The sequence below is a fragment of the Pseudomonas sp. 86_A genome (assembly GCF_017491705.1).
Taxonomy (GTDB): domain Bacteria; phylum Pseudomonadota; class Gammaproteobacteria; order Pseudomonadales; family Pseudomonadaceae; genus Aquipseudomonas; species Aquipseudomonas koreensis.
The window spans coordinates 135,287-156,344 of record NZ_JAFGYS010000001.1 but is presented as its reverse complement, the minus strand read 5'-3'; the positions used below and the strand labels follow the sequence as shown (position 1 = coordinate 156,344).

Genomic DNA, 21,058 nt, shown 5'->3' with positions numbered 1-21,058 from the left:
GTAAATGTTTGTCCAAATACCCTTGCGGACGTCGTGCCACGATGGAAGTGCGCCCGGTAACACGGTACATTCGCGTTTTTTCAGATCAGGGAAACACCATGCGGATATGGATCGGGATTTTGGCGTTGGCATTGCTGGCAGGTTGCTCATTACCCGCATCGCTGGTACCGGGCGAGCCAAACCTCAGCAAGACCACCACCAAGGCGCCTAAAGACTATGCCGCGTGCTTGTTGCCGTTGTGGCAGCAGGACATTCCGAAGACCACGCAGACGTCGATTTCCAACGGCTACCGTATCAAGGCGCCGAGCCTTGTCACCGCTGACGAGATTCTCGACATCATCAAATACAAGGACGGCAGCCGCGTTTCCCTGTATCAGGGACCGCCATGGGCCAAGTCCGGGTCGTTGCGCAAATCGGTGCGTGACTGCCTGTAACGCACGTCTTCAGTTACGACAGCCAGCGACAAAAAAGCAGAAACCGGAGCAACGGTTTCTGCTTTTTTTTTTGCGTTTTGCGCAAGCCACGTTGTTCATTTGCAAGGCTATGAAAAAAACTCATGGCCCCATGATTTTTAATGGTTACAGCCCTCGCAAACCCCGGTGTTAAAAAATCGCAAACACAGCTCATCAATAACAACCAAAGAGCGTTTGCAGCCATGCCCCATGTTCCCCGCCGCATCTCCCCACGCCCGTTATTGAGCGCACTGGCCACTCGGCCCGCGTGAGCTATCGACCCTCCCTCACATCGCAAAAGAGTAATGACTGATGAAAGAACTCGACCTGTACATCGGTGAAGGTTTCGAAGGCCCGGGCGTGAACGCCGCACACATCAACATCCTGATCGGCCCGCGCAACGGCCCGGCCGGGCAGGCGTTCGCCAACAGCCTGGCGTCGCCGAGCCAGGGCCATTGCCCGTTCATGGTGATCGCGCAGCCGAACATTCCGGTCAAGCCGATGACCCTGTACGTGAACAAGGCCGCGATCAGCAGCGACCTGCACGGCAACGCCACCTGGGGCGCATCGCAGGCCGGGATTGCCAAAGCCGTGCTTGAAGCGCTGCTCGACGGCACGTTGCCGGCGGAAGCCGAAGATGAATGGGCGATCGTCACCGCCAACTGGGTCAACCCGGCCTGCGATGACCTCGATGCGGTCTACCGGAACAACTACAACGCCTGCCGCACCGCGATCCGCGCCGCCCTCACCGGCAAACCGGAAACTGCGCAACTGGCCGATGTGGTCAACCACATCAGCAACCCTTTCTACACGCCAAAAGCCTGAGGTCCGCGCCATGCAATACATTCGTTTGGGCAACTCCGGCCTGCAAGTCTCCCGCCTGTGCCTGGGCACCATGAACATGGGCACGCCAGACTGGAAACCGTGGATCTTCAATGAAAAACAGAGCGAACCGATCGTCGCCCATGCGCTGGACAACGGCGTCAACTTCATCGACCTGGCGGACTTCTATTCCGCCGGTGTCGGCGAAGAAGTGGTCGGGCGCATCGTCAAGCGCCTGGCCCGCCGCGACGATCTGGTGATCACCACCAAGGTCGGCTACGGCACCCGCAGCGGGATCAACGCCAGCGGCCATTCGCGCAAACACATCATGGACAGCATCGATGCCTCGCTGAAGCGCCTGGACATGGATTACGTCGACGTGTTCATGCTGCATTACTTCGATGTCAACACCCCGGTCGAAGAGACCATGGGCGCGCTGAACGACATCGTGCGTTCCGGCAAGGCGCGTTACATCGGCGTGTCGACCATGCTCACCGGACAACTGGCGAAGATCCTCATGGCTTGCGAACGCAACGGCTGGGTCAAGCCGATCAACATGCAATTGCAGCTGAACTGCGCCTACCGCGAAGAAGAGCGCGAGATGATTCCGTTCTGCCGCGACCAGGGCATCGGCGTCTCGGTGTTCAGTCCGCTGGCCCGTGGTCTGCTGACCGGCGACGTGCAGTCGACCCGCAACCAGACCGACTTCTTCACCCAGCAGATGTACAGCGACGAAGCCTCGTTCGAAATCGCTCATTCGGTGCAGCGCGTGGCCCGCGCCCGTGGCGTGTCGAACGCGCAGATCGCCCAGGCGTGGGTGGCCAATCATCCGGGGGTCGATTGCATGCTGGTCGGCGCCGACACCACCGCGCAGTTCGACAGCGCACTGGCGGCGTTGGAAACAAAACTGGATGCCGATGAGTTGCACGAACTGGAGCGCAATTACACCCCGTGCGACGTGATCAACGATTACACCGCCGGCAAACGTATCCTGCGCACGGCGCGTCCGGGGCTTGAGCGTTTCACTTTGCAGGGAGCGGTGGCATGAGCGAGCTGATCCGTCACGGCAACTTCATTGATGGCCAATGGGGGCAGGGTGGCGCGACCTACGCGGTGCGCAACCCGGCCAACGGCGAGCTGATTGCCGACGTGCAAAAGGCTGGCGCCGAAGCAACCAATCTGGCCATCGACGCCGCCAACCGCGCACTGCCGGCGTGGCGCAAACTCACCGCCAAGGAACGCAGCCAGCGCCTGAAACGCTGGAGCGATCTGATGCTGGCCAACCAAAAGGACTTGGCAACGCTGCTCAGCCGCGAACAGGGCAAACCGCTGGCCGAGGCCATGGGCGAAGTGGCCTACGCCGCGAGTTTTCTCGAGTGGTTCGGCGAGGAAGCCAAGCGTGCCTACGGCGATGTGATCCCAAGCCACAAGGCCGATGCGCGGATCATCGTGGTCAAGGAAGCCATTGGCGTGGTCGCGGCGATCACCCCATGGAATTTCCCGCTGGCGATGGTCACCCGCAAGGTCGGCCCGGCGCTGGCGGCGGGTTGCACGATGATTCTCAAACCATCGGAAGAGACACCGCTGTCGGCATTTGCTCTGGCGGTGTTGGCCGAGCGGGCCGGGATTCCGGCGGGCGTGTTCAACATCGTGTCTGGCGACGCGGTGGCGATTGGCGGCGCGCTGCAAGCCTCGAGCATCGTGCGCAAACTGTCGTTCACCGGCTCCACACGCACCGGCAAATTGCTGATGCGTCAGGCCGCCGACACCCTGAAAAAAGTCTCGCTGGAACTGGGTGGCAACGCGCCGTTCATTGTCTTCGACGACGCCGATCTGGACGCCGCCGTCAGAGGCGCGATGGCCTCGAAATTCCGCAACACCGGGCAGACCTGCGTCTGCGTCAATCGCTTCTTCATTCAGGACAGCGTCTACGAAGCTTTCACCGGCAAACTCGCCGAAGCGGTGGCTGCGATGCGCGTCGGCAGTGCGCTGGAGGGTGAAACCGAGCAAGGCCCGCTGATCAACAGCGCCGCGCTGGCCAAGGTCGAAAGCCATGTCAGCGATGCGCTGGAGAAGGGCGCCACGCTGCTGTGTGGCGGTCGTCGCCATGCACTCGGCGGCACCTTCTATGAGCCGACCATCCTCACTGAGGTCAACGGCGACATGCTGATCGCTCAGGACGAAACCTTCGGCCCGGTGGCCGCGTGCTTCCGCTTCAAGGATGAGGCCGAGGTGCTGGCGCTGGCTAACGACACGCCATTCGGTCTGTCGGCGTACTTCTACAGCCGCGACATCGGCCGGGTCTGGCGCATGGCTGAAGGGCTGGAAGCAGGGATGGTCGGGATCAACGAAGGGATCATTTCCACGGAAGTGGCGCCGTTCGGTGGCATCAAGGAATCGGGCCTCGGGCGCGAGGGTTCGAAGTACGGTCTGGATGACTATCTGGAGATCAAATACCTGTTGATGGGTGGCCTCTGACCCCCACCACCACCCCTTGTAGGAGTGAGCCTGCTCGCGATGACGGTGCATCAGGCAATACGGCTTTGACTGACATACTGCTATCGCGAGCAGGCTCACTCCTACAGAAGAAGCAAGAGCAATCGGTTTCTCCGTCAATAACAACAATTGGAGACGAACATGTCCGCTCAACCGGTAAAAATCGACGACCTGCCCATCGGCCGGTTTCATATCAAGATCGCCGGCCTGACCTTCGGCGCGCACTTCACCGACGGCTACATCCTTGGCCTGATCGGCATCGCATTCACCTTGCTCAGCCCGCAGATGCAGCTGGATGCGTTCTGGCAGGGCTTGATCGGCGCGTCGGCGCTGATCGGGCTGTTTCTCGGCAGTCTGTTTTTCGGCTGGATCTCGGACAAGGTTGGCCGGCAGAAAATCTTCCTGGTCAGCTTCGTGCTGATCACCATCGCCTCGGTAATGCAGTTCTACGTCGAAAGCGCGATGAGCCTGTTCCTTTGCCGGGTGTTGATCGGCATCGGCCTGGGTGGCGATTTCAGTGTCGGTCACGCGATGCTCGCCGAGTTCTCGCCGAAGAAACATCGCGGCGTGCTGCTCGGTTCGTTCAGCGTGATCTGGACCTTTGGTTACGTTGCCGCGACCTTCGTCGGCACGGCGATGCTCAGCCTGGGCGATGACGCCTGGCGCTGGATGCTCGCGTCGTCGGCGATCCCGGCGGCACTGATTCTGCTTGCACGCATCGGCACGCCGGAATCACCGCGCTGGCTGGTCAATCAGGGGCGCATTGCCGAGGCGCGGGCGATCGTCAAAAAGCATCTGGGCGACAACGTCGAGCTGGACGAAACCCGCAGCACGGAAACCCGCTCTGGCTACGCGGTGCTGTTCAGCCGCGAGTACCGCAAACGCACGGCGTTCAACTGCCTGTTCTTCGTCTGCATCGTGATGCCGTACTTCGCGATCTACACGTTCCTGCCGTCGATCCTGCAGAAGATGGGCCTGGCCGAAGGCTTCGGCACCGAACTGATGCTCAACCTGCTGCTGATCCTCGGCGCGTTGATCGGCATCTGGTGCACGATCAAGTTCAGCCGTCGTGGCTTCCTGATCAACTCGTTCATCATCCTCGCGGTGGCGCTGTTCCTGCTGGCGGTGCTGCCGGGTAGCGCGGCGTGGTTGATGGTGCTGGTGTTCGGCGTGTTCACGTTGGTGCTGTCGGCGGTGAGCAATCTGGTCGGGGTATTCCCGGCGGAAAGCTTCCCGACTGAAGTGCGTGCCAGCGGCATTGGCCTGGCCACCGCGGTCAGCCGTTTGGGCTCGGCGGTCAGCACCTTTCTGCTGCCGGTGAGTGTGGCGGGGATTGGTTTGAGTCCGACCATGGGCATTCTTGCGGCGATCCTGGCGATTGGCGCATGGCTGTCGTGGGCGTGGGCGCCGGAGACCAAGTCGCTGACGCTGAGTCAGGCGTGCAAGGCGCAGAGTCCGGTGGAGGGGAGCGTCACCACAGTGACCAAAGTGGCGACACAAATCTGACTATAGGCGTGAGCCTGCTCGCGATGAGGGACTGACATCCAAAATGGATGCTGGCTGAAAGACTGCTATCGCGAGCAGGCTCACTCCTACAATGGGAGCGCGGTGTTTCAAGGGTTACTGACCAGACTCAACCAATCGGTAAACAGCTTCACTTTCGACAAGCCCTGCTTGTCATTCGCCACGTCCAGCCAATAACCATACGGGCCGATCACCTCGATCGGGGTGATCGGCAGCAGGCTGCCGTTGGCCAGTTCCTTTTCGATCATCTGCCGGTCGATCACCGCCAGCCCGCCACCGGCCAGTGCGGTGTGGATCACCTGATCCAGGGTGCTGAATTCCAGACCTTGGGCGGCATCGATGTCGTCACGGCCCATGGCCGCCAGCCAGTTCTCCCAGACCTTCAAGCGCTTGCCGTCGTGCAGGATGTGCAGCAATGGAAATTGCCGCAGGTCCGGCGCCTGGTCGCCGTCGAACAGCTCCGGGCTGGCGACGGCGATGTGGCGTTCCATCACCAGCAGTTGGCTGGCGCAATGGCTGGACGCTGCGAGGCCGAAGCGGATGTGGCAGTCGATCTCGGCGAGGCTGTCGTGGCCGGCCTGATTGGTCACGCTGAGGCTGATGTCCGGGTAGCGCTGGCAGAAGGCGCGCAGGTGCGGCGACAGCCAGCGCGTGGCCCAGGTCGGCGGCGCCAGCACGCGCAGGCGTTGGCGCAGATTGGGTACGCGAATGGCTTGCAGGGCGCGCTCCATGTGGTCGAAAGCCTCGGCCAGATGCGGCTTTAAATTGCTGCCGGCCTCGGTCAGCGACAGGCCTTGCGGCGTGCGCACGAACAGCGCGACGCCGAGGTAGTCTTCAAGTTGTTTGATCTGGCGGCTGACGGCGCCCTGGGTGACGTTCAGACCGAGTGCGGCCTGACTGAAACTGCGATGCCGCACGACTTCTTCAAACACGCGCAGGGTGTTGAGCGAGGGCAGTTGACGCATGAAGGCGGGACCCCGGGTCGAGCGTTTGGCTCGGTGTTATTTTTGTAGGTTTTGTCGGTAGGGGCTATCTGACTATTGGTGGGGATTTGATGCAAGTGTTGTTTGGGCGGACGCCATCGCGAGCAGGCTCACTCCTACATTTGGATCTGTGCACGGACCACTCTAGGAGTGAGCCTGCTCGCGATAGCTATGTCATGAACGCCAAAGCATCAGGATCAGAAGTAATACCCGACATTCACATACAACTGATTCTCCCACTGATCCAGCCCGCCCGCGCCCAGGCTCTGGGTGTAACTGCTGCCACCGATGTACGGATCGTTCCGGCCGAACAACCACTCGGTCGCCACCCATAATTTGCTCACCGAAAACGAGCTGCCGAGGATCATTCGTTCAGAGGTCTTGAAGCCGCTGGCGGATTTGTCGAAGGCGCTGTAATTGGCGTAGAGCTTGATCCCGCTGACTTGATCGAACAGGTATTTGCCGGCCACGTCGTAGCTCAGGTCCGCCACGTACAGATTGCCGCGACTGGCGACGTTGTAAGTGCCGTCGTAACCGCCGAGGGTCACCAACTCATCGTTACCGGCATTGCGCGGCGACATCTGCTGGCGTGCCGCCTGCAACTGCACACCCCACGGGCCGTTTTTGCCCAGGTAGTGCACGGCCACGGCGTTGCGCCGACCGTCGTTGTCGGTGTCCTTGTTTTCCAGAGTCGAGGTCAGGCCGGAGATCCCCACTTCGGACTTCCACGGGCCCAGGTCCAGTGCTTTGGCCACGCGCAACACCACGGTGTTGCGCTCCTGGTTATCGCTGCCGTCCGCCACGTAGCTGTCGGCCCCGGACACCACGCTGGAGTAGGTCACCCCCTTGCTCGTGCCTTTGCCTTGCCACGCCGGGCGCAGGTAGTAGCCGCCCTGAATATTCCAGTCGCCGCTTTGCTGGATGTATTTGACGCCGACCTGCTGCACGTCTTCCAGGCCGATGACGTTGCCCAGGGTTTCGTAGAAGGTGCTGCCGAAGTACGGTTGCAAGCCGAATGGCACGGTGTTCAGGCCGACTTGCAGTTGCTGGTCCGGGTTGAACTTGTAGCCCACCCAGGCGAACTTGGCGAACTGAATGTCGCCATAGTTTTTCGTGTACTGGTAAGGGTAGGAGCGACCGTAGAAGCGGTATTGCGCCTCGCCGATCCAGCTGTCGGAGTTGTATTTGGCGCTGAGGAACACCGTGTCGAGACCGAACTTCTGAATGTCGCGATCCGGGTCCACATCCCAGCGCGCACGAATGGCGCCGCCGAGGTCGAGGTTGTCGGTGACTTGTACCGCCATCGCCGGCGCAGCAACGCTGCAGAATAGAACGATAGAGGTGGTGCGCAGGCGCAAAGAGACAGGGAAGGGCATGGAGCGGCTCTCGATTGTTTTTATTAGAGATGCCGCGCAGTTTTGCCATCCGCCGGAGGTTGAACAAACGATAAAAACGATGCGCAAACCTGCATCGAATGCATGTTACTCGGAAAATCCTGTAGGACAGTCCGGCACAGTCGTGGGATGCTTGGCGCCTTGTCAGTGGTTTTCGAGTGCCTTGATATGAAACGCAAAATGCCCGGCCTGAACGCGCTCAAGGCGTTCGAAGTGGCCGGCAGCACCGGCAGTTTTACCCGCGCCGCCGAGTTGCTTAACGTCACCCAGAGTGCGGTCAGCCGTCAGGTGCGGCAGCTGGAAGAACAGCTCGGCGAAAGCCTGCTGGAGCGCCGCCATCATCATCTTGAGCTGACAGCCGCCGGCAAGGTGCTGCTGCGGGCGTTGCACCAGTCGTTCGACAAGATCGAACTGACGGTGCGCAGCATTCAGCAGAAAACCCATTCCAACCGACTGCACATCAACGCGCCGCCGACCTTCACCAGTCGCTGGCTGATGCCGCGTCTGGGGCGCTTGCGCGAGCAGCATCCGGAACTCGAACTGAGCATCACCACGCGTTTGCAGGACAGCCTGGCAGAAACCAGCACCCTCGATTGCGCGATCCGTTTTGGCGATGGCGAATGGGACGGCCTCGACAGTTCGCTGCTGATTCAGGAACGGCACATCGCGGTGTGCGCGCCGTCGTTATATGCCCGCGAGGGCGGCGAGCAGGGCATCGACCTCAACCGCCTGACGCTGCTGCATGTGCTCGCCAGGGAAGATCAGCGTTACCTGACCTGGAAGCACTGGCTGGACGCGGCACGCATCAGCGGCGTCGATACCCAGGGCGGCTACGAGTTCGACCTGCTGGACCTGGCGATCCAAGCCGCGACCGACGGCCTGGGCATCACCATTGCCGACTGGCACATGGTCGCGGCGGAACTGGCCAGCGGGCAGTTGACCCAAGTGCTGAATGTGCACGTGGAAGGGCATCAATCCTACTGGCTGGTGACCCGGCCGGAGCAGACCGAGATGCCGCAATTGCAGGCGTTTGCGCAGTGGCTGCAAGAGGAGATCTGGCTGGCGCAGCGCCAACTGGAGCCTTCCACTGCGGTGACCTGAGGAAAAAGATCGCAGCCTGCTGCAGCTCCTACAGGGGAAGGCGATCAATGTAGGAGCTGCCGAAGGCTGCGATCTTTTGGGTAACCTGCATTTTTCGAATGTTCAACCGCCCTTTAAATCGTTTGTTCAACCTGCCGTCGATGACAAGACTGGTGGCATTGATAAAAACAAACGATGGGCGATACACATGCGAATCGAGCGAAATTTTGTTAACGGCCAGTTTGTCGAGCCGGCCAGCGCGGCGTTGATCGCGGTCTACAACCCGGCCACCGAAGCCTTGCTCGGCCATGTGTCGGCCGCAAGCGCCGAAGAGGCTACCGCAGCTGTCGATGCCGCCGCCGCTGCGCAAAAGCGCTGGGGCAAGCTCACCAGCATCGAGCGTGCCGAGCACCTGCGAGCGTTAGCCATTGCCCTTGAAGAACGTGCCGAAGCCATCGGCGCCGCGCTGGCTGCCGAATCCGGCAAGAGCCTCAACGACGCCAGCAACGAAGCGCGCTACGCCGCGCAGATCACCCGCTACCACGCCGAATGGGCCCGGCGCATCGAAGGCGAGATCATTCCCAGCGACAGCCCTGACGAAAACCTGTTTCTGCACCGCGAACCGATCGGCGTCGTCGCGTGCCTGATCCCGTTCAACTATCCGGTCTACACCTTGCTGCGCAAGATTGCCCCGGCGCTGATTGCCGGCAACACCGTGGTGGTACGGCCGAGCAACAACACGCCGACCTCGGCGTTCGAAATCGCCAAGGCGGTGCAGCAGTCGGGCATGCCGGCGGGCGTCATCAATATTCTGACCATGGATCACGCCACAGCGGCGGTCGTCTGCACCCATAAAGCCGTGGGCCTGATTACCCTGACCGGCAGCGTCAACGCCGGGCGCATCGTCCTCGACTACTGCAAGGCCAACATCGCCAAGCCGTCGCTGGAACTGGGCGGCAAGACCCCGGCGATCATCGAGGCCGATGCCGATCTGGAAGCGGCGGCCACTGCGATCATTGCCTCGAAAACCACCCATTGCGGCCAGTTGTGCACGGCAGTGGAGCGGGTCTACGTGCAGGAAAGCGTTCACGATCGATTCCTCGCGTTGCTCAAGGCCAAAATCGCCGCTGTGAAATTCGGTGATCGCGCCACCGATGCGAGCCTGATGGGCCCGCTGGTCAACGCCAGTTCGCAGCGCAACATCCACGCCATGGTCGAGCGCGCCATCGCCGACGGCGCGGTGCTCGAAAGTGGCGGCGTGCTGCCGCAAGGCAAGGGGCATTTCTATCCGCCGACCCTGCTCAGCGGCTGCCGCCAGGACATGGAAATCGTCCAGGAAGAAATCTTCGGCCCGGTGCTGCCAGTCCTCAAATACCGCGACATCGACGAAGCGCTGGCCCTGGCCAACGACCATCAGTTTGGCCTCGCGTCGGTGCTCTACACCGAGAATTACCGCACCGCGCAGAAAGTCGCCAACGCCATCGAGGCCGGCGAGTTGTACGTCAATCGCACCCCGGCCGATCCGTATCAGGGCTACCACGCCGGCTGGAAACGCTCCGGCCTGGGCGGCGATGACGGCAAGCACGGCATGCTCGAATTCACCCAGACCCGACTCGTGGTCATGAAGTACTGATCCACCGCTACACGCCTCATGCTGCACCTATAAAAACAATTATCAGGGGCGCCCGGAGCACGGGTTGCCCGAGGTCACTTCAATGTCCAAGCATGCATCCTCTGCTGCCGCTGTTCAGGGATCCCATTCGGCTGTGAAAAGCCCGAGCGACAAGGGAAGTCGCTATTTCCAACTGATGTTGCTGGTGCTCGCCGCCGGTGCGATCTATCCGATTCTGTACCTGCGTCAGGTCTACCAGACCACGATGCTCGAGGTGTTCCAGATCAGCCACAGTGAACTGGGCTATCTGTACTCGATGCTCGGCACGATTTTCCTCCTCAGTTACTTGCCCAGCGGCTGGCTGGCCGACCGGATTGCGCCGCGCTTTCTGATCTTCTTCTCGCTGGTGGCAACCGGGGCGCTGGGTCTGTGGTATTCGACCGCGCCGTCGCTGACCGGGCTGATGATCATCTTCGGTTGCTGGGGGTTGACCACCGGTTTGACCTTCTGGGCCTCGGTGCTCAAACGCGTGAAGATGATCGCGCATCACACCGAGCAGGGACGCTTCTTCGGCATCCTCGATGGCGGTCGCGGCCTGGTCGAGGCGCTGCTGGCGACGGTGGCACTGGCGCTGTTCGCCTTCGCCACTGAAACCCGCGGCGAATCCACCGCCGAAGGCTTTCGCCATGTGGTCTATCTCTACGCCTTCACCTGTATCGCCATCGGCTGTGTGCTGGTATTGATCAAGGACCCGAAGTCGATGGAGGACACGCCGCCGGTGGAGAAGGGCAAGTTCAACCTGCTCACGGATCTGGCGACGCTGGTGAAGATTCCCGAGCTGTGGCTGGTCACTGCCATCGTGTTCTGCGGCTATCACATCTTCTGGGCCACCTACAGCTTCTCGGACTACCTGCAAGGCAGCGGCCTGACCGCCGTCATGGCCGGCACCATCACCACCATCAAGTTGTGGATGCGCCCCATCGGCGGCATCGGCGGTGGCTGGCTGGGGGACAAGTTCTCGAACATCTCGGTGTTGATCGTCGCGCTGTTGCTGGCGAGTCTGGCGATCATCGGCCTGATCGTCTTCCCGGCGCTCAACAGCATGGGCCTGCTGATCGCCACGGTGATTTTCATTGGCCTGATGACCTACGCGATTCGCGGTCTGTACTGGGCGATCCTCGACAGCTGCAACATTCCGCTGCGCATCACCGGCCTGGCCATCGGCATCGTCTCGGTGGTCGGCTACATGCCGGATGCCTTTATCCCGTTGATCAACGGCTACCTCACCGAACACTTCCCCGGCGCCTTCGGCTACCAGCTGTACTTCGGCTACATCGCCGCCATCGGTCTGATCGGCACCCTGGCTGCCGTGGTCCTGCGCGCCCGAATCAATCGCAAATCTCTCAATAAAGCAGGTGCCTGAGATGAAAGTCATCGCCCTTGAAACCCATATCGTCGCCGTACCGCCACCGCACGTGGGCGGCATGTACTGGCTGTTCGTCAAGCTCAAGACCGACTGCGGCATCGAAGGCGTGGGCGAGATCTACGCCGCGACCTTCGGACCGAAAGCCATGCTGCCGATCATCGAAGACGTGTTCGAACGCTACCTGCTCAACCAGGATCCGCACCACATCGAACGCTTCTTCCGCCAGGCCTATTCCAGCGGGTTCACCCAGCGTCCCGACCTGACCATGATGGGCGTGGTCAGCGGTCTGGAGATGGCCTGCTGGGACATCATCGGCAAAGCGGCGAACAAGCCGGTTTATGAGTTGCTCGGCGGTAAGGTCAACGAGCGTCTGCGTTCCTACACTTACCTGTACCCGGTCAACAGCCGTGGCGAGTACGACTACGACGACCCGGACCTGGCGGCTGAATGCGCCGTCGAGAACATGAACAAAGGCTTCACCGCGCTGAAGTTCGACCCGGCCGGCCCGTACACCGCGTACTCCGGGCACCAGATTTCGCTGGAGGTGCTGGAGCGCTGCGAAACCTTCTGCCGCAAGATCCGCGAAGCGGTGGGCAACAAATGCGATCTGCTGTTCGGCACCCACGGGCAGATGGTGCCGTCGTCGGCGATCCGTCTGGCCAAGCGTCTGGAAAAGTACGACCCGCTGTGGTTCGAAGAGCCGGTGCCACCGGGTCAGGAAGAGGCCATGGCGCAAGTCGCGGCCAAGACCAGCATCCCGATTGCCACCGGTGAGCGCCTGACCACCAAGTACGAGTTCTTCAAGCTGTTGCAGGCCGGCGGCGCGTCGATTCTGCAGATGAACGTGGCGCGCTGCGGCGGCCTGCTCGAAGCCAAGAAAATCGCCAGCATGGCCGAGGCCTACTACGCGCAGATCGCCCCGCACCTGTACAACGGGCCGATTGGCGCGGCGGCGAGTTTCCAGCTGGCGACCTGCACGCCGAACTTCCTGATCCAGGAGAGCATCGAGACCTGGGGCGGCTTCCATGCCGAGATCCTGAAAAAACCGCTGCAGTGGCAGGACGGTTACATCATTCCGTCCACCGAGCCGGGTCTGGGCGTGGAGCTGAACATGGACGTGGTGCGCAAGCATTCGCCATACACCGGCGCGCGCCTGCACCTGCAAATGGCGCCGACTCCAGTGGACGTCAAAGACACATCGCCAGCGCGTGGGTGACACGGTTCCTGTAGGAGTGAGCCTGCTCGCGATAGCGGTGGGTCATTCTCTGAAGGTGGCGGCTGATACGACGCCTTCGCGAGCGGGCTCGCTCCCACAGTGGAATTCCGGCGCTCATTCAAATTTTGTACAACGACTTACGCGGTAACCGTGCATGACATACGACTACATCATCGCTGGCGCTGGCGCAGCAGGCTGCGTGCTGGCAAACCGGCTCTCAGCCTCCGGGCAATACACGGTGCTGCTGCTGGAAGCGGGCGGCAAGGACAGCTCGCTGTGGTTCAAGATCCCGGTCGGCTTCGCCAAAATGTATTACAACCCGACCTTCAACTGGATGTACTACAGCCAGCCGCAGAAGCAACTGGGCAATCGCGAAATCTACGCCCCGCGCGGCAAGGTGCAGGGCGGATCGGGGTCAATCAACGCGATGATCTACGTGCGTGGCCAGGCCCATGACTTCGACGACTGGGCGGCCAACGGCAACGCCGGCTGGGGCTTCAAGGACGTGCTGCCGTACTTCCGCAAACTGGAAAATCATCCGCTGGGCGACAGCGAATACCACGGTGGCAGCGGCCCGATCAGCATCACCCCGATGAAGGGCCAGACCCACCCGATCTGCGATGTGTTTCTTGAAGGTTGCTCGCAGCTCGGCTATCCGCGCAGCGACGATTTCAACGGCGCTAAATTCGAAGGTGCGGGCCTGTACGACGTCAATACCAAGAACGGTCAGCGCTGTTCCAGCAGCTTTGCGCATTTGCACCCGGCACTCAGCCGGCCGAATCTGACCATCGAGCATTACGCACTGGTGGATCGCGTGCTGTTTGACGATGCGCAACAGCGCGCCACCGGTATCTCGATCACCCAGCACGGTGTCGTGCGTACGTTTACTGCGCGCAAGGAAGTGATCCTCTGTGCGGGTGCGGTCGACACGCCGAAGATCCTGCAATTGTCCGGCGTGGGCGATCGCGAGCTGCTCGCCAGGCACCAGATTCCGCTGGTCAGGCACCTGCCAGCGGTGGGGCGCAACCTGCAGGATCACCTGTGCGTCAGCTACTACTACAAGGCCAACATTCCGACCTTGAACGATGAACTGAGCTCGCTGTTCGGCCAGCTCAAACTCGGCCTCAAATACCTGCTGACCCGCAAGGGCGCGCTGGCGATGAGCGTCAATCAGGCGGGCGGATTCTTCCGTGGCAATGCCCAGCAGGCGCATCCCAACCTGCAGCTGTACTTCAATCCGCTGTCGTACCAGATCCCGAAAAACAACAAGGCCAGCCTCAAGCCAGAGCCGTATTCGGGCTTCCTGCTGTGCTTCAATCCGTGCCGGCCGACCAGTCGCGGGCACGTTGAAATCGCTTCGAAAAATCCACGGGATGCGGCGTTGATCGACCCGAACTACCTCAGCACGCAAAAGGACATCGATGAAGTGATTCAGGGCAGCCGCCTGATGCGCACGATCATGAGTGCGCCGGCGCTCAAGAGCATCACCGTCGATGAAGTCTTGCCGGGGCCGGCGGTGGAAACCGATGAGCAGATGTTGCAGTACTTTCGCGACAACTGTGGCTCGATCTACCACCTGTGCGGGTCCTGTGCGATGGGCGCGGACGAGCAGACGTCGGTGGTCGACAAGCGCCTGAAGGTGCATGGTTTCGCAGGGTTGCGGGTCGTCGATGCGTCGATCTTCCCGAACGTGACGTCAGGCAATACCCATGCGGCGGTGCTGATGGTGGCGGAGAAAGGGGCTGATCTGATTCTGCAGGATGCATAGGTTTTAGCGGCGTGCGTAATGCGCTGTGACAGTTGGGCGGCGGCATTTTTTCAGTCTGCACTAGGCTTTGATTGCCGGTCACTTATCGGGCCGGCAAGTCTTTCAAGGAGCCCTGGATCATGGATGATCTGGTCAAAGAAGTGATTCCGCTGTTGCAATACCTCATCCCCGGGTTTGTCTCGACCTGGATTTTTTATACGCTCACCGCATTCAAGCGACCTAACACGTTTGGGCAGATTGTGCAGGCGTTGATTTTTACGTTTGTGATTCATGGGGTGGTGTTGGGGATCGGGGCTGTTGCCTTATGGATAGGCTCGGAGGGCTTTTCTGTAGGGAAATGGGATGGCAAAGCCCAGGCTATGTGGGCGTTTATGGTTTCAACGGGACTCGGCTTGTTGTCGTGTGCGCTGGCCTCGAATGACAAGTTGCACAAATGGTTACGAAGTAAAAATGTAACCAATAAAAACTCTTATCCCAGCGAGTGGTACAGCACGTTTGTCCGCCACAATCGGCTGGTAACGCTGCATTTGACCGATGAAAGGCGATTGTTCGGCTGGCCCATCGAGTGGCCTTCCGGCCCCCTGGAGGGACAGTTCATCATGCTTAATCCAGGCTGGTTGGGGGAGGATGGCGTGGCGTTGCCTTTTGGCGCCGAATTATTAGTGATAGATTCCTCGAAAGTTCAGTGGGTCGAATTCAGTTCTGTCGAAGAGGTTTCACCATGAGCGCAAAAGAGCCTACTCCCATGCCACCTAGCGTCAGGCGCCTCTTTTATGGCCCGGACGGCAAGTTGCTGGCCAAGCCGCTTGTCAAAGGGCCGAGTGCGCCGCCACCGCTAAAACGCCATCATAAAGATTGACTGAACGCCGCTCATCGAGCGGCGTTTTGTTATGTCATGCATTCATGGGATCTGCGGTCAAAGCGTATCCACCAACCAATCCCGAAACGCCTTCAACGACGGCAACGCCTCATTACGTGGCGGGTACACCAGGTAATAGCTGCGCCGGCTGGTGATCGGTTCCCCCAGTTGCAGCAGCTCGCCGTTAAGCAATTCGTCCTCCACCAGAATCCGCGGCACCAGCCCCACGCCGATATTCGCTCGCACCGCTTGAATCAGGTGCGAGGTCATTTCAAAGCTCGGCCCGATGCGCATGCTGCGGTGCGGCAAGTCGTGATGGGTGAACCATTCCGCCCAGGCCTGGGCGTTGCTGCTGACATTGAGCAACAGCTGTCCGGCAATCTGTTGTTCAGCGTCCAGCCGTTCGGCTGCCGACAACTGCGCACTGGCGATCACCACCAGTTCTTCAGTGTGCAGGGGCAGGGCGCTCAGCCCTGGCCAGTCACCGGCGCCGACACAGATCGCAGCGTCGATCTCACTGGTGTCGAAGTCGATCGCTTCGATTCGCGAATGCAAGTGCACGGTCATGCCGGGGTGCGCGGTGTAGAAATCCTTGAGGCGTGGCAGCAGCCATTTCGAGCCGAAGGTCGGCAGCGTCGCCAGACGCAGGCTGTGAATGCCCGAACCAAACGCCATCGCCTGCAAGGTCGCACTGCGGATCTGCCCGAGGGCTTCGGCCAGTTCGCGCTGATACATGCGTCCGACATCGGTCAGCACCACTTGCCGGCCTTCACGGCTGAACAGGCGCATGCCGAGCATCTTTTCCAGAATCTGCACCTGGCGGCTGACCGCGCTCTGCGTCAGCGACAGTTCGTGGGCGGCGCGGGTGTAGCTTTCATGGCGCGCGGCGGCCTCGAAAGCCAGCAACAACGACATGGACGGGGTGAGGGTGCGTGGATTCATTCGTTTTAGTCATGGATTACGGGTCGATTTTACGCTTGTCCCGACGGCGCCAAGCAATGAACATAAGCACCATGAGATGGCGGGAGCGTGACGCAATCATTCGTTGCGCACAACTGTTCACCGCCACACGGCCCGATTTTGACCGAGATTTACCGACCGATGATTGCCCAGCTGTCGCCCGCCAGCGCATTGAGCGCCGATTACCAGCAGTTCCTCAACGCCCTGAAAACCAGCGGCTTTCGTGGTGAAATCAGCGCCGATTACGCCAGCCGCGTGGTGCTTGCCACCGACAACTCGATCTATCAACGCCTGCCGCAAGCGGCGGTATTCCCAATGGACGCCGAGGATGTGGCGCGGGTTGCACGCCTGATCGCCGAGCCGGCTTACCGGAAAGTGGTGATCACCCCGCGTGGCGGCGGCACCGGCACCAACGGTCAGTCGCTGACCGACGGCATCGTGGTCGACCTGTCGCGGCACATGAACCGCATTCTGCAGGTCAACGTCGAAGAGCGCTGGGTGCGCGTGCAGGCCGGGGTGGTCAAGGACCAGCTCAACGCTGCGCTGAAGTCTGCCGGGCTGTTCTTCGCCCCGGAGCTGTCGACCTCCAACCGCGCCACCGTTGGCGGCATGATCAACACCGACGCCAGCGGCCAGGGCAGTTGCACCTATGGCAAGACCCGTGACCATGTGCTGGAGCTCGACATGGTCCTGCGCGGCGGCGAGCGCCTGCACGGCGAAGCACTGGCCGAAGATGATCTGGCAGCGCTGTGCGCCCGCGAAGACCGGGTCGGCGAAGTCTATCGCTGTGCGCGGCAGATCATTGATGAGCAGGGCGAACTGATCAAGCAACGCTTTCCTGATCTCAACCGCTGCCTGACCGGCTACGACCTGGCGCACCTGCGCGAGGCCGACAATCGCTTCAACCTCAACAGCGTGCTGTGCGGCGCCGAAGGTTCGCTGGGGTTTGTGGTCGAGGCCAAGCTCAACGTGCTGCCGATTCCCAAACACACCATGCTGGTGAATATCCGCTACGCCGGGTTCATGGATGCGTTGCGCGATGCCCGGGCGCTGATGGCGCTCAAGCCGCTGTCGATTGAAACCGTCGACTCCAAAGTGCTGCTGCTGGCCATGCAGGACATCGTCTGGCACGGCGTCGCCGAATACTTCCCGCAGAGCGCCGAACGGCCGACACTGGGGATCAACCTGGTGGAGTTCTGCGGTGATGATCCTGATGATCTGCAGCGCCGGGTCGAAGCCTTCCTCGAACACTTGAGCCGCGACGCCACGGTCGAACGCCTCGGGCATACGCTGGCGGTCGGGCAGGCGGCGGTGAACAAGGTCTATGGCATGCGCAAACGCGCGGTGGGCCTGCTTGGCAACGTTGCCGGGGAAGCGCGACCGCAGCCGTTTGTCGAAGACACGGCGGTGCCGCCGCAGCACCTGGCCGAGTACATCGCCGAGTTGCGCGAACTGCTCGACAGCCACGGTTTGCAGTACGGCATGTTCGGCCACGTCGATGCCGGCGTGTTGCACGTACGGCCGATTCTCGACATGAAAGATCCGCAGCAAGCGGCACTGGTGCGTCCGGTGTCCGATGGCGTGGCGGCGCTGACTCAGCGCTACGGCGGACTGTTGTGGGGCGAACACGGCAAAGGCCTGCGCTCGGAATACGCGCCGGCGTTTTTCGGCGAGCTGTACCCGGCGCTGCAGGCGCTGAAAGCCGCGTTCGACCCGTTCAATCAGTTCAACCCGGGCAAGATCGCCACCCCGGCCAACAGCGATGCGCAGCTGTTGAAGATCGACGAGGTGACCCTGCGCGGCGAACTGGATCGGCAGATCGACGAGAAGGTCTGGCAAAGCTACGGCGCTGCCCTGCATTGCAACGGCAACGGCGCCTGCTACAACTTCGATCCCGACGACGCCATGTGCCCGTCGTGGAAGGCCACCCGCGAGCGTGCGCAATCGCCCAAGGGCCGCGCCTCGCTGATCCGCGAATGGCTGCGTTTGCAAGGTGAGGCAGGCGTGGACGTGTTGGCCGATGCGATCCGCCGGCCGGCGTTTTTCAGCAGCTTGTGGACGCGCTGGCGCAACAGCCGCACGCAGGATGCGGACTTTTCCCATGAGGTTTACGACGCCATGGCCGGTTGCCTGGCGTGCAAGTCCTGCGCGGGCCAGTGCCCGGTCAAGGTCAATGTGCCGGAATTCCGTTCGCGCTTTCTCGAGCTGTATCACACCCGTTATCTGCGCCCGGCGCGGGATTATCTGATCGCCTCGCTGGAGTACAGCATCCCGTACATGGCGCGGATTCCGGCGCTGTACAACGGTTTGATGGGCGCCTCGTTGGTTCGCAACCTGCTGGAACGTCTTGGCGGCATGGTCGATGTGCCGTTGCTGAGCCGTTTTGATTTCCACGCGACGCTGCGTCGCTGGAATGTGCAGCCGGCGACGGTGGCCAGGCTCTCGGCGCTGACCCAGGCCCAGCGCGAGCGCAGTGTGGTGCTGGTGCAGGACGCGTTCACCCGTTATTTCGAAGCGCCGCTGCTGGCGGATCTGCTGGAGCTGATGTCGCGGCTGGGCTATCAGGTGTATCTGGCGCCGTTCAGTGCCAACGGCAAGCCGCTGCACGTGCAGGGCTTCCTCTCGGCGTTCAACCGCGCAGCGTTGCGCAACGCCCGGCAACTGCGCGAGCTGGCCGATGTTGGCGTGCCGCTGTTGGGGCTGGACCCGGCGATGACCTTGGTCTATCGCCAGGAATACCTGAAAGTGCCCGGTATGCAGGCGTGCCCGGACGTGGCGCTGGTTCAGGAGTGGCTGCTCAAGGTGATGCCGGAACGGGCCTGTGCTGACACAGCCCAGCCGTTCCGTTTGCTGGCGCACTGCACCGAGAAAACCAATGCGCCGGCGGCGACCCGGCAGTGGGAGCAGGTGTTCGAACGGGTCGGGCTGAAACTGGCGACCCAGGCCACCGGTTGCTGCGGCATGTCCGGCACTTACGGCCACGAGGCGCGCAACCGCGAAACCTCGGCGGTGATCTACGAGCAATCCTGGGCCAGTCAGGTCGAAGCGCCGGCCGAGCGCGGCGAAGCGCTGGCCACCGGTTACTCATGCCGCAGTCAGGTCAAGCGCCAGTCGGATCGGGCGTTGCGCCATCCGTTGCAGGTGTTGCTTGAGGTGCTGCGTCGCTGAGCGGCTCGTCGTCAGGGGCGTTGTCCCAGATCAGTCGCGGGTCGAAACTCATTGCCGAGAGCATGGTGAACACCACCACCATGCCGAAAAACAGGATGCCCGGGCGAGGTTCGATATCGCCCAGCGCCTGAAACTTCACCAGTGCCGCGACCAGGGCAACCACCAACACGTCGAGCATCGACCAATAGCCGATCAGCTCGACGAACCGGAACAGCTTCGAACGCTCACGGCGCGCCCAGCCGCTGTCGCGCTGCACGGTGACCAGCAGCAGCGTCAGCGCGACGAACTTGATTCCCGGCACCGCGATACTGGCGATAAAGATGATCAGGGCGATGTCCCACGCGCCACCTTCCCAGAACTCCAGCACGCCGCTCATGATCGTGCTGTCGGCGCCGTTGCCGAGCATCACGGTGTTCATCACCGGCAGCAGATTGGCCGGCACATAAAATGCCAGCGCGGCAAACAGGTAGGCCCAGGTGCGCGTCAGCGAGTTGGGCTTGCGTCGATGCAGGGGCGCCTCGCAGCGCGGGCACTCATGCGGCTCGTCGGTCATGTCGCAGGCCAGTCCACAGCTGTGGCACAGGCACAGGTTGAGTTCGCTGGCGGTCGCGGGTCGCTTCATAGAATGTCCCACAGATCCCGAACATCGCGCCCGGCGATGCGGATCATCATCAGGCTCAGCACCGCCAGGGCGAACAGGCCGATACCCGGCAGCACATCGAGCAGCCCGGCCAGTTTGAACACCGCGACCATCGCCCCCAGCAGACACACTTCAAGCATGCTCCACGGGCGCAGGGTTTCCAGCCAGCGCATGCACAGCTTGAACCCCGGCGCGCGCCGCGAGGACATGGCGAAACTCAGCACCCAGATCAGCAGCACCAGTTGAAACGCCGGGGCGATGATGATCGAGATCGCCGCGACCATCGCGATGAACGTGATCGGCCCCTGACTCAGCGCCACCACTGAATCCCACAGCGTCGCGCTGTTTTTCAGGCCCTTCATGCTGATGCTCATCACCGGATAGAAGTTGGCGAACAGCCACAGCATCGCCGCAGTGAAACTCAAGGCCAGGCGCTGCTCGACGGTCAGGCCGTTATAACGCTGCAGCACGCCGCCGCAACGCACGCAGAGGGTTTTCTGGTGTTTGGCGAGCGCGACTTTTTCGTACACGCAATCGCAATGCTCGCAGATGATCAGGTGTTCGGTTGAGGTCATGGGCAACGCTCGACAGCAGGCGCAAAGGGCAGGGGGCGCCTGATCACTATAGAAGCCTGACGTGATTGGGCAAATGTCGTTTG

Annotated in this window: 17 protein-coding genes; 12 read left to right on the top strand and 5 right to left on the bottom strand. The window is 61.4% G+C overall.

Translation table 11 applies throughout. The annotated features are described in order from the left end of the window. Positions 1 to 98: 98 nt before the first annotated feature. From J5M57_RS00675 to J5M57_RS00655, 5 genes are all read left to right on the top strand, one after another. Entirely contained in the window at positions 99 to 434 is a 336-nt protein-coding gene (locus J5M57_RS00675) for a hypothetical protein (RefSeq protein ID WP_103484181.1), read from the top strand. A gap of 330 nt (positions 435 to 764) precedes the next feature. After that, complete coding sequence (gene fae / locus J5M57_RS00670) at positions 765 to 1,277, top strand: formaldehyde-activating enzyme (RefSeq protein ID WP_169841390.1); 513 nt, start codon at positions 765 to 767, stop codon at positions 1,275 to 1,277. Between the two features lie 10 nt (positions 1,278 to 1,287). Next, entirely contained in the window at positions 1,288 to 2,322 is a 1,035-nt protein-coding gene (locus tag J5M57_RS00665) for an aldo/keto reductase (protein ID WP_169841391.1), read from the top strand. Beyond that, positions 2,319 to 3,752 carry an NAD-dependent succinate-semialdehyde dehydrogenase gene (locus J5M57_RS00660; RefSeq protein ID WP_207849794.1) on the top strand — a complete coding sequence of 478 codons (1,434 nt, stop codon included), beginning with the start codon at positions 2,319 to 2,321 and terminating at the stop codon, positions 3,750 to 3,752. Before J5M57_RS00665 ends, J5M57_RS00660 begins: the two co-directional genes overlap by 4 nt. Before the next feature lie 159 nt (positions 3,753 to 3,911). Beyond that, positions 3,912 to 5,276 (top strand): MFS transporter, encoded by a 1,365-nt coding sequence (locus tag J5M57_RS00655; protein ID WP_207849793.1) that lies wholly within the window; start codon positions 3,912 to 3,914, stop codon positions 5,274 to 5,276. A 107-nt stretch (positions 5,277 to 5,383) separates the two neighbouring features. Here the strand turns inward: J5M57_RS00655 and J5M57_RS00650 are convergent, their stop codons facing one another. Beyond that, entirely contained in the window at positions 5,384 to 6,259 is an 876-nt protein-coding gene (locus J5M57_RS00650; protein WP_207849792.1) for a LysR substrate-binding domain-containing protein, read from the bottom strand. A 215-nt stretch (positions 6,260 to 6,474) separates the two neighbouring features. Beyond that, positions 6,475 to 7,653 (bottom strand): hypothetical protein, encoded by a 1,179-nt coding sequence (locus J5M57_RS00645; protein WP_207849791.1) that lies wholly within the window; start codon positions 7,651 to 7,653, stop codon positions 6,475 to 6,477. Positions 7,654 to 7,839: 186 nt separating this feature from the next. Here J5M57_RS00645 and J5M57_RS00640 point away from each other — a divergent pair, with 186 nt between their 5' ends. The 6 genes from J5M57_RS00640 to J5M57_RS00615 all read left to right on the top strand — a co-directional run bounded on the left by J5M57_RS00640 (position 7,840) and on the right by J5M57_RS00615 (position 15,498). Continuing rightward, on the top strand, positions 7,840 to 8,772 hold the full coding sequence (locus J5M57_RS00640; protein WP_169841395.1) for a LysR substrate-binding domain-containing protein: 933 nt from the start codon (positions 7,840 to 7,842) through the stop codon (positions 8,770 to 8,772). Between the two features lie 187 nt (positions 8,773 to 8,959). Further along, on the top strand, positions 8,960 to 10,384 hold the full coding sequence (gene aldA, locus J5M57_RS00635) for an aldehyde dehydrogenase (protein ID WP_207849790.1): 1,425 nt from the start codon (positions 8,960 to 8,962) through the stop codon (positions 10,382 to 10,384). Positions 10,385 to 10,466: 82 nt separating this feature from the next. Beyond that, positions 10,467 to 11,786: an MFS transporter gene (locus J5M57_RS00630; RefSeq protein WP_207849789.1), complete on the top strand. Its 1,320-nt coding sequence runs from the start codon at positions 10,467 to 10,469 to the stop codon at positions 11,784 to 11,786. A gap of 1 nt (position 11,787) precedes the next feature. Further along, a complete protein-coding gene (locus J5M57_RS00625) occupies positions 11,788 to 13,005 on the top strand; it encodes a mandelate racemase/muconate lactonizing enzyme family protein (protein WP_207849788.1) in 1,218 nt (405 codons plus the stop codon). 154 nt (positions 13,006 to 13,159) lie between these two features. Beyond that, complete coding sequence (locus J5M57_RS00620; RefSeq protein WP_207849787.1) at positions 13,160 to 14,773, top strand: GMC family oxidoreductase N-terminal domain-containing protein; 1,614 nt, start codon at positions 13,160 to 13,162, stop codon at positions 14,771 to 14,773. A gap of 119 nt (positions 14,774 to 14,892) precedes the next feature. Next, positions 14,893 to 15,498 (top strand): DUF6338 family protein, encoded by a 606-nt coding sequence (locus tag J5M57_RS00615; protein ID WP_207849786.1) that lies wholly within the window; start codon positions 14,893 to 14,895, stop codon positions 15,496 to 15,498. A gap of 191 nt (positions 15,499 to 15,689) precedes the next feature. Here J5M57_RS00615 and J5M57_RS00610 read toward each other — a convergent pair whose 3' ends face one another. Further along, complete coding sequence (locus tag J5M57_RS00610; protein WP_207849785.1) at positions 15,690 to 16,574, bottom strand: LysR substrate-binding domain-containing protein; 885 nt, start codon at positions 16,572 to 16,574, stop codon at positions 15,690 to 15,692. Between the two features lie 159 nt (positions 16,575 to 16,733). On the opposite strand from J5M57_RS00610, the gene J5M57_RS00605 reads away from it, so the two are divergent. Next, entirely contained in the window at positions 16,734 to 19,760 is a 3,027-nt protein-coding gene (locus J5M57_RS00605; protein WP_207849784.1) for an FAD-binding and (Fe-S)-binding domain-containing protein, read from the top strand. Here the strand turns inward: J5M57_RS00605 and J5M57_RS00600 are convergent. Continuing rightward, positions 19,693 to 20,382, bottom strand: a complete 690-nt coding sequence (locus J5M57_RS00600; protein ID WP_083368806.1) for a paraquat-inducible protein A — start codon at positions 20,380 to 20,382, stop codon at positions 19,693 to 19,695. The genes J5M57_RS00605 and J5M57_RS00600 overlap by 68 nt on opposite strands. Next, a complete protein-coding gene (locus tag J5M57_RS00595; protein WP_207849783.1) occupies positions 20,379 to 20,975 on the bottom strand; it encodes a paraquat-inducible protein A in 597 nt (198 codons plus the stop codon). The genes J5M57_RS00600 and J5M57_RS00595 overlap by 4 nt, the downstream gene beginning before the upstream one ends. Positions 20,976 to 21,058 lie beyond the last annotated feature (83 nt).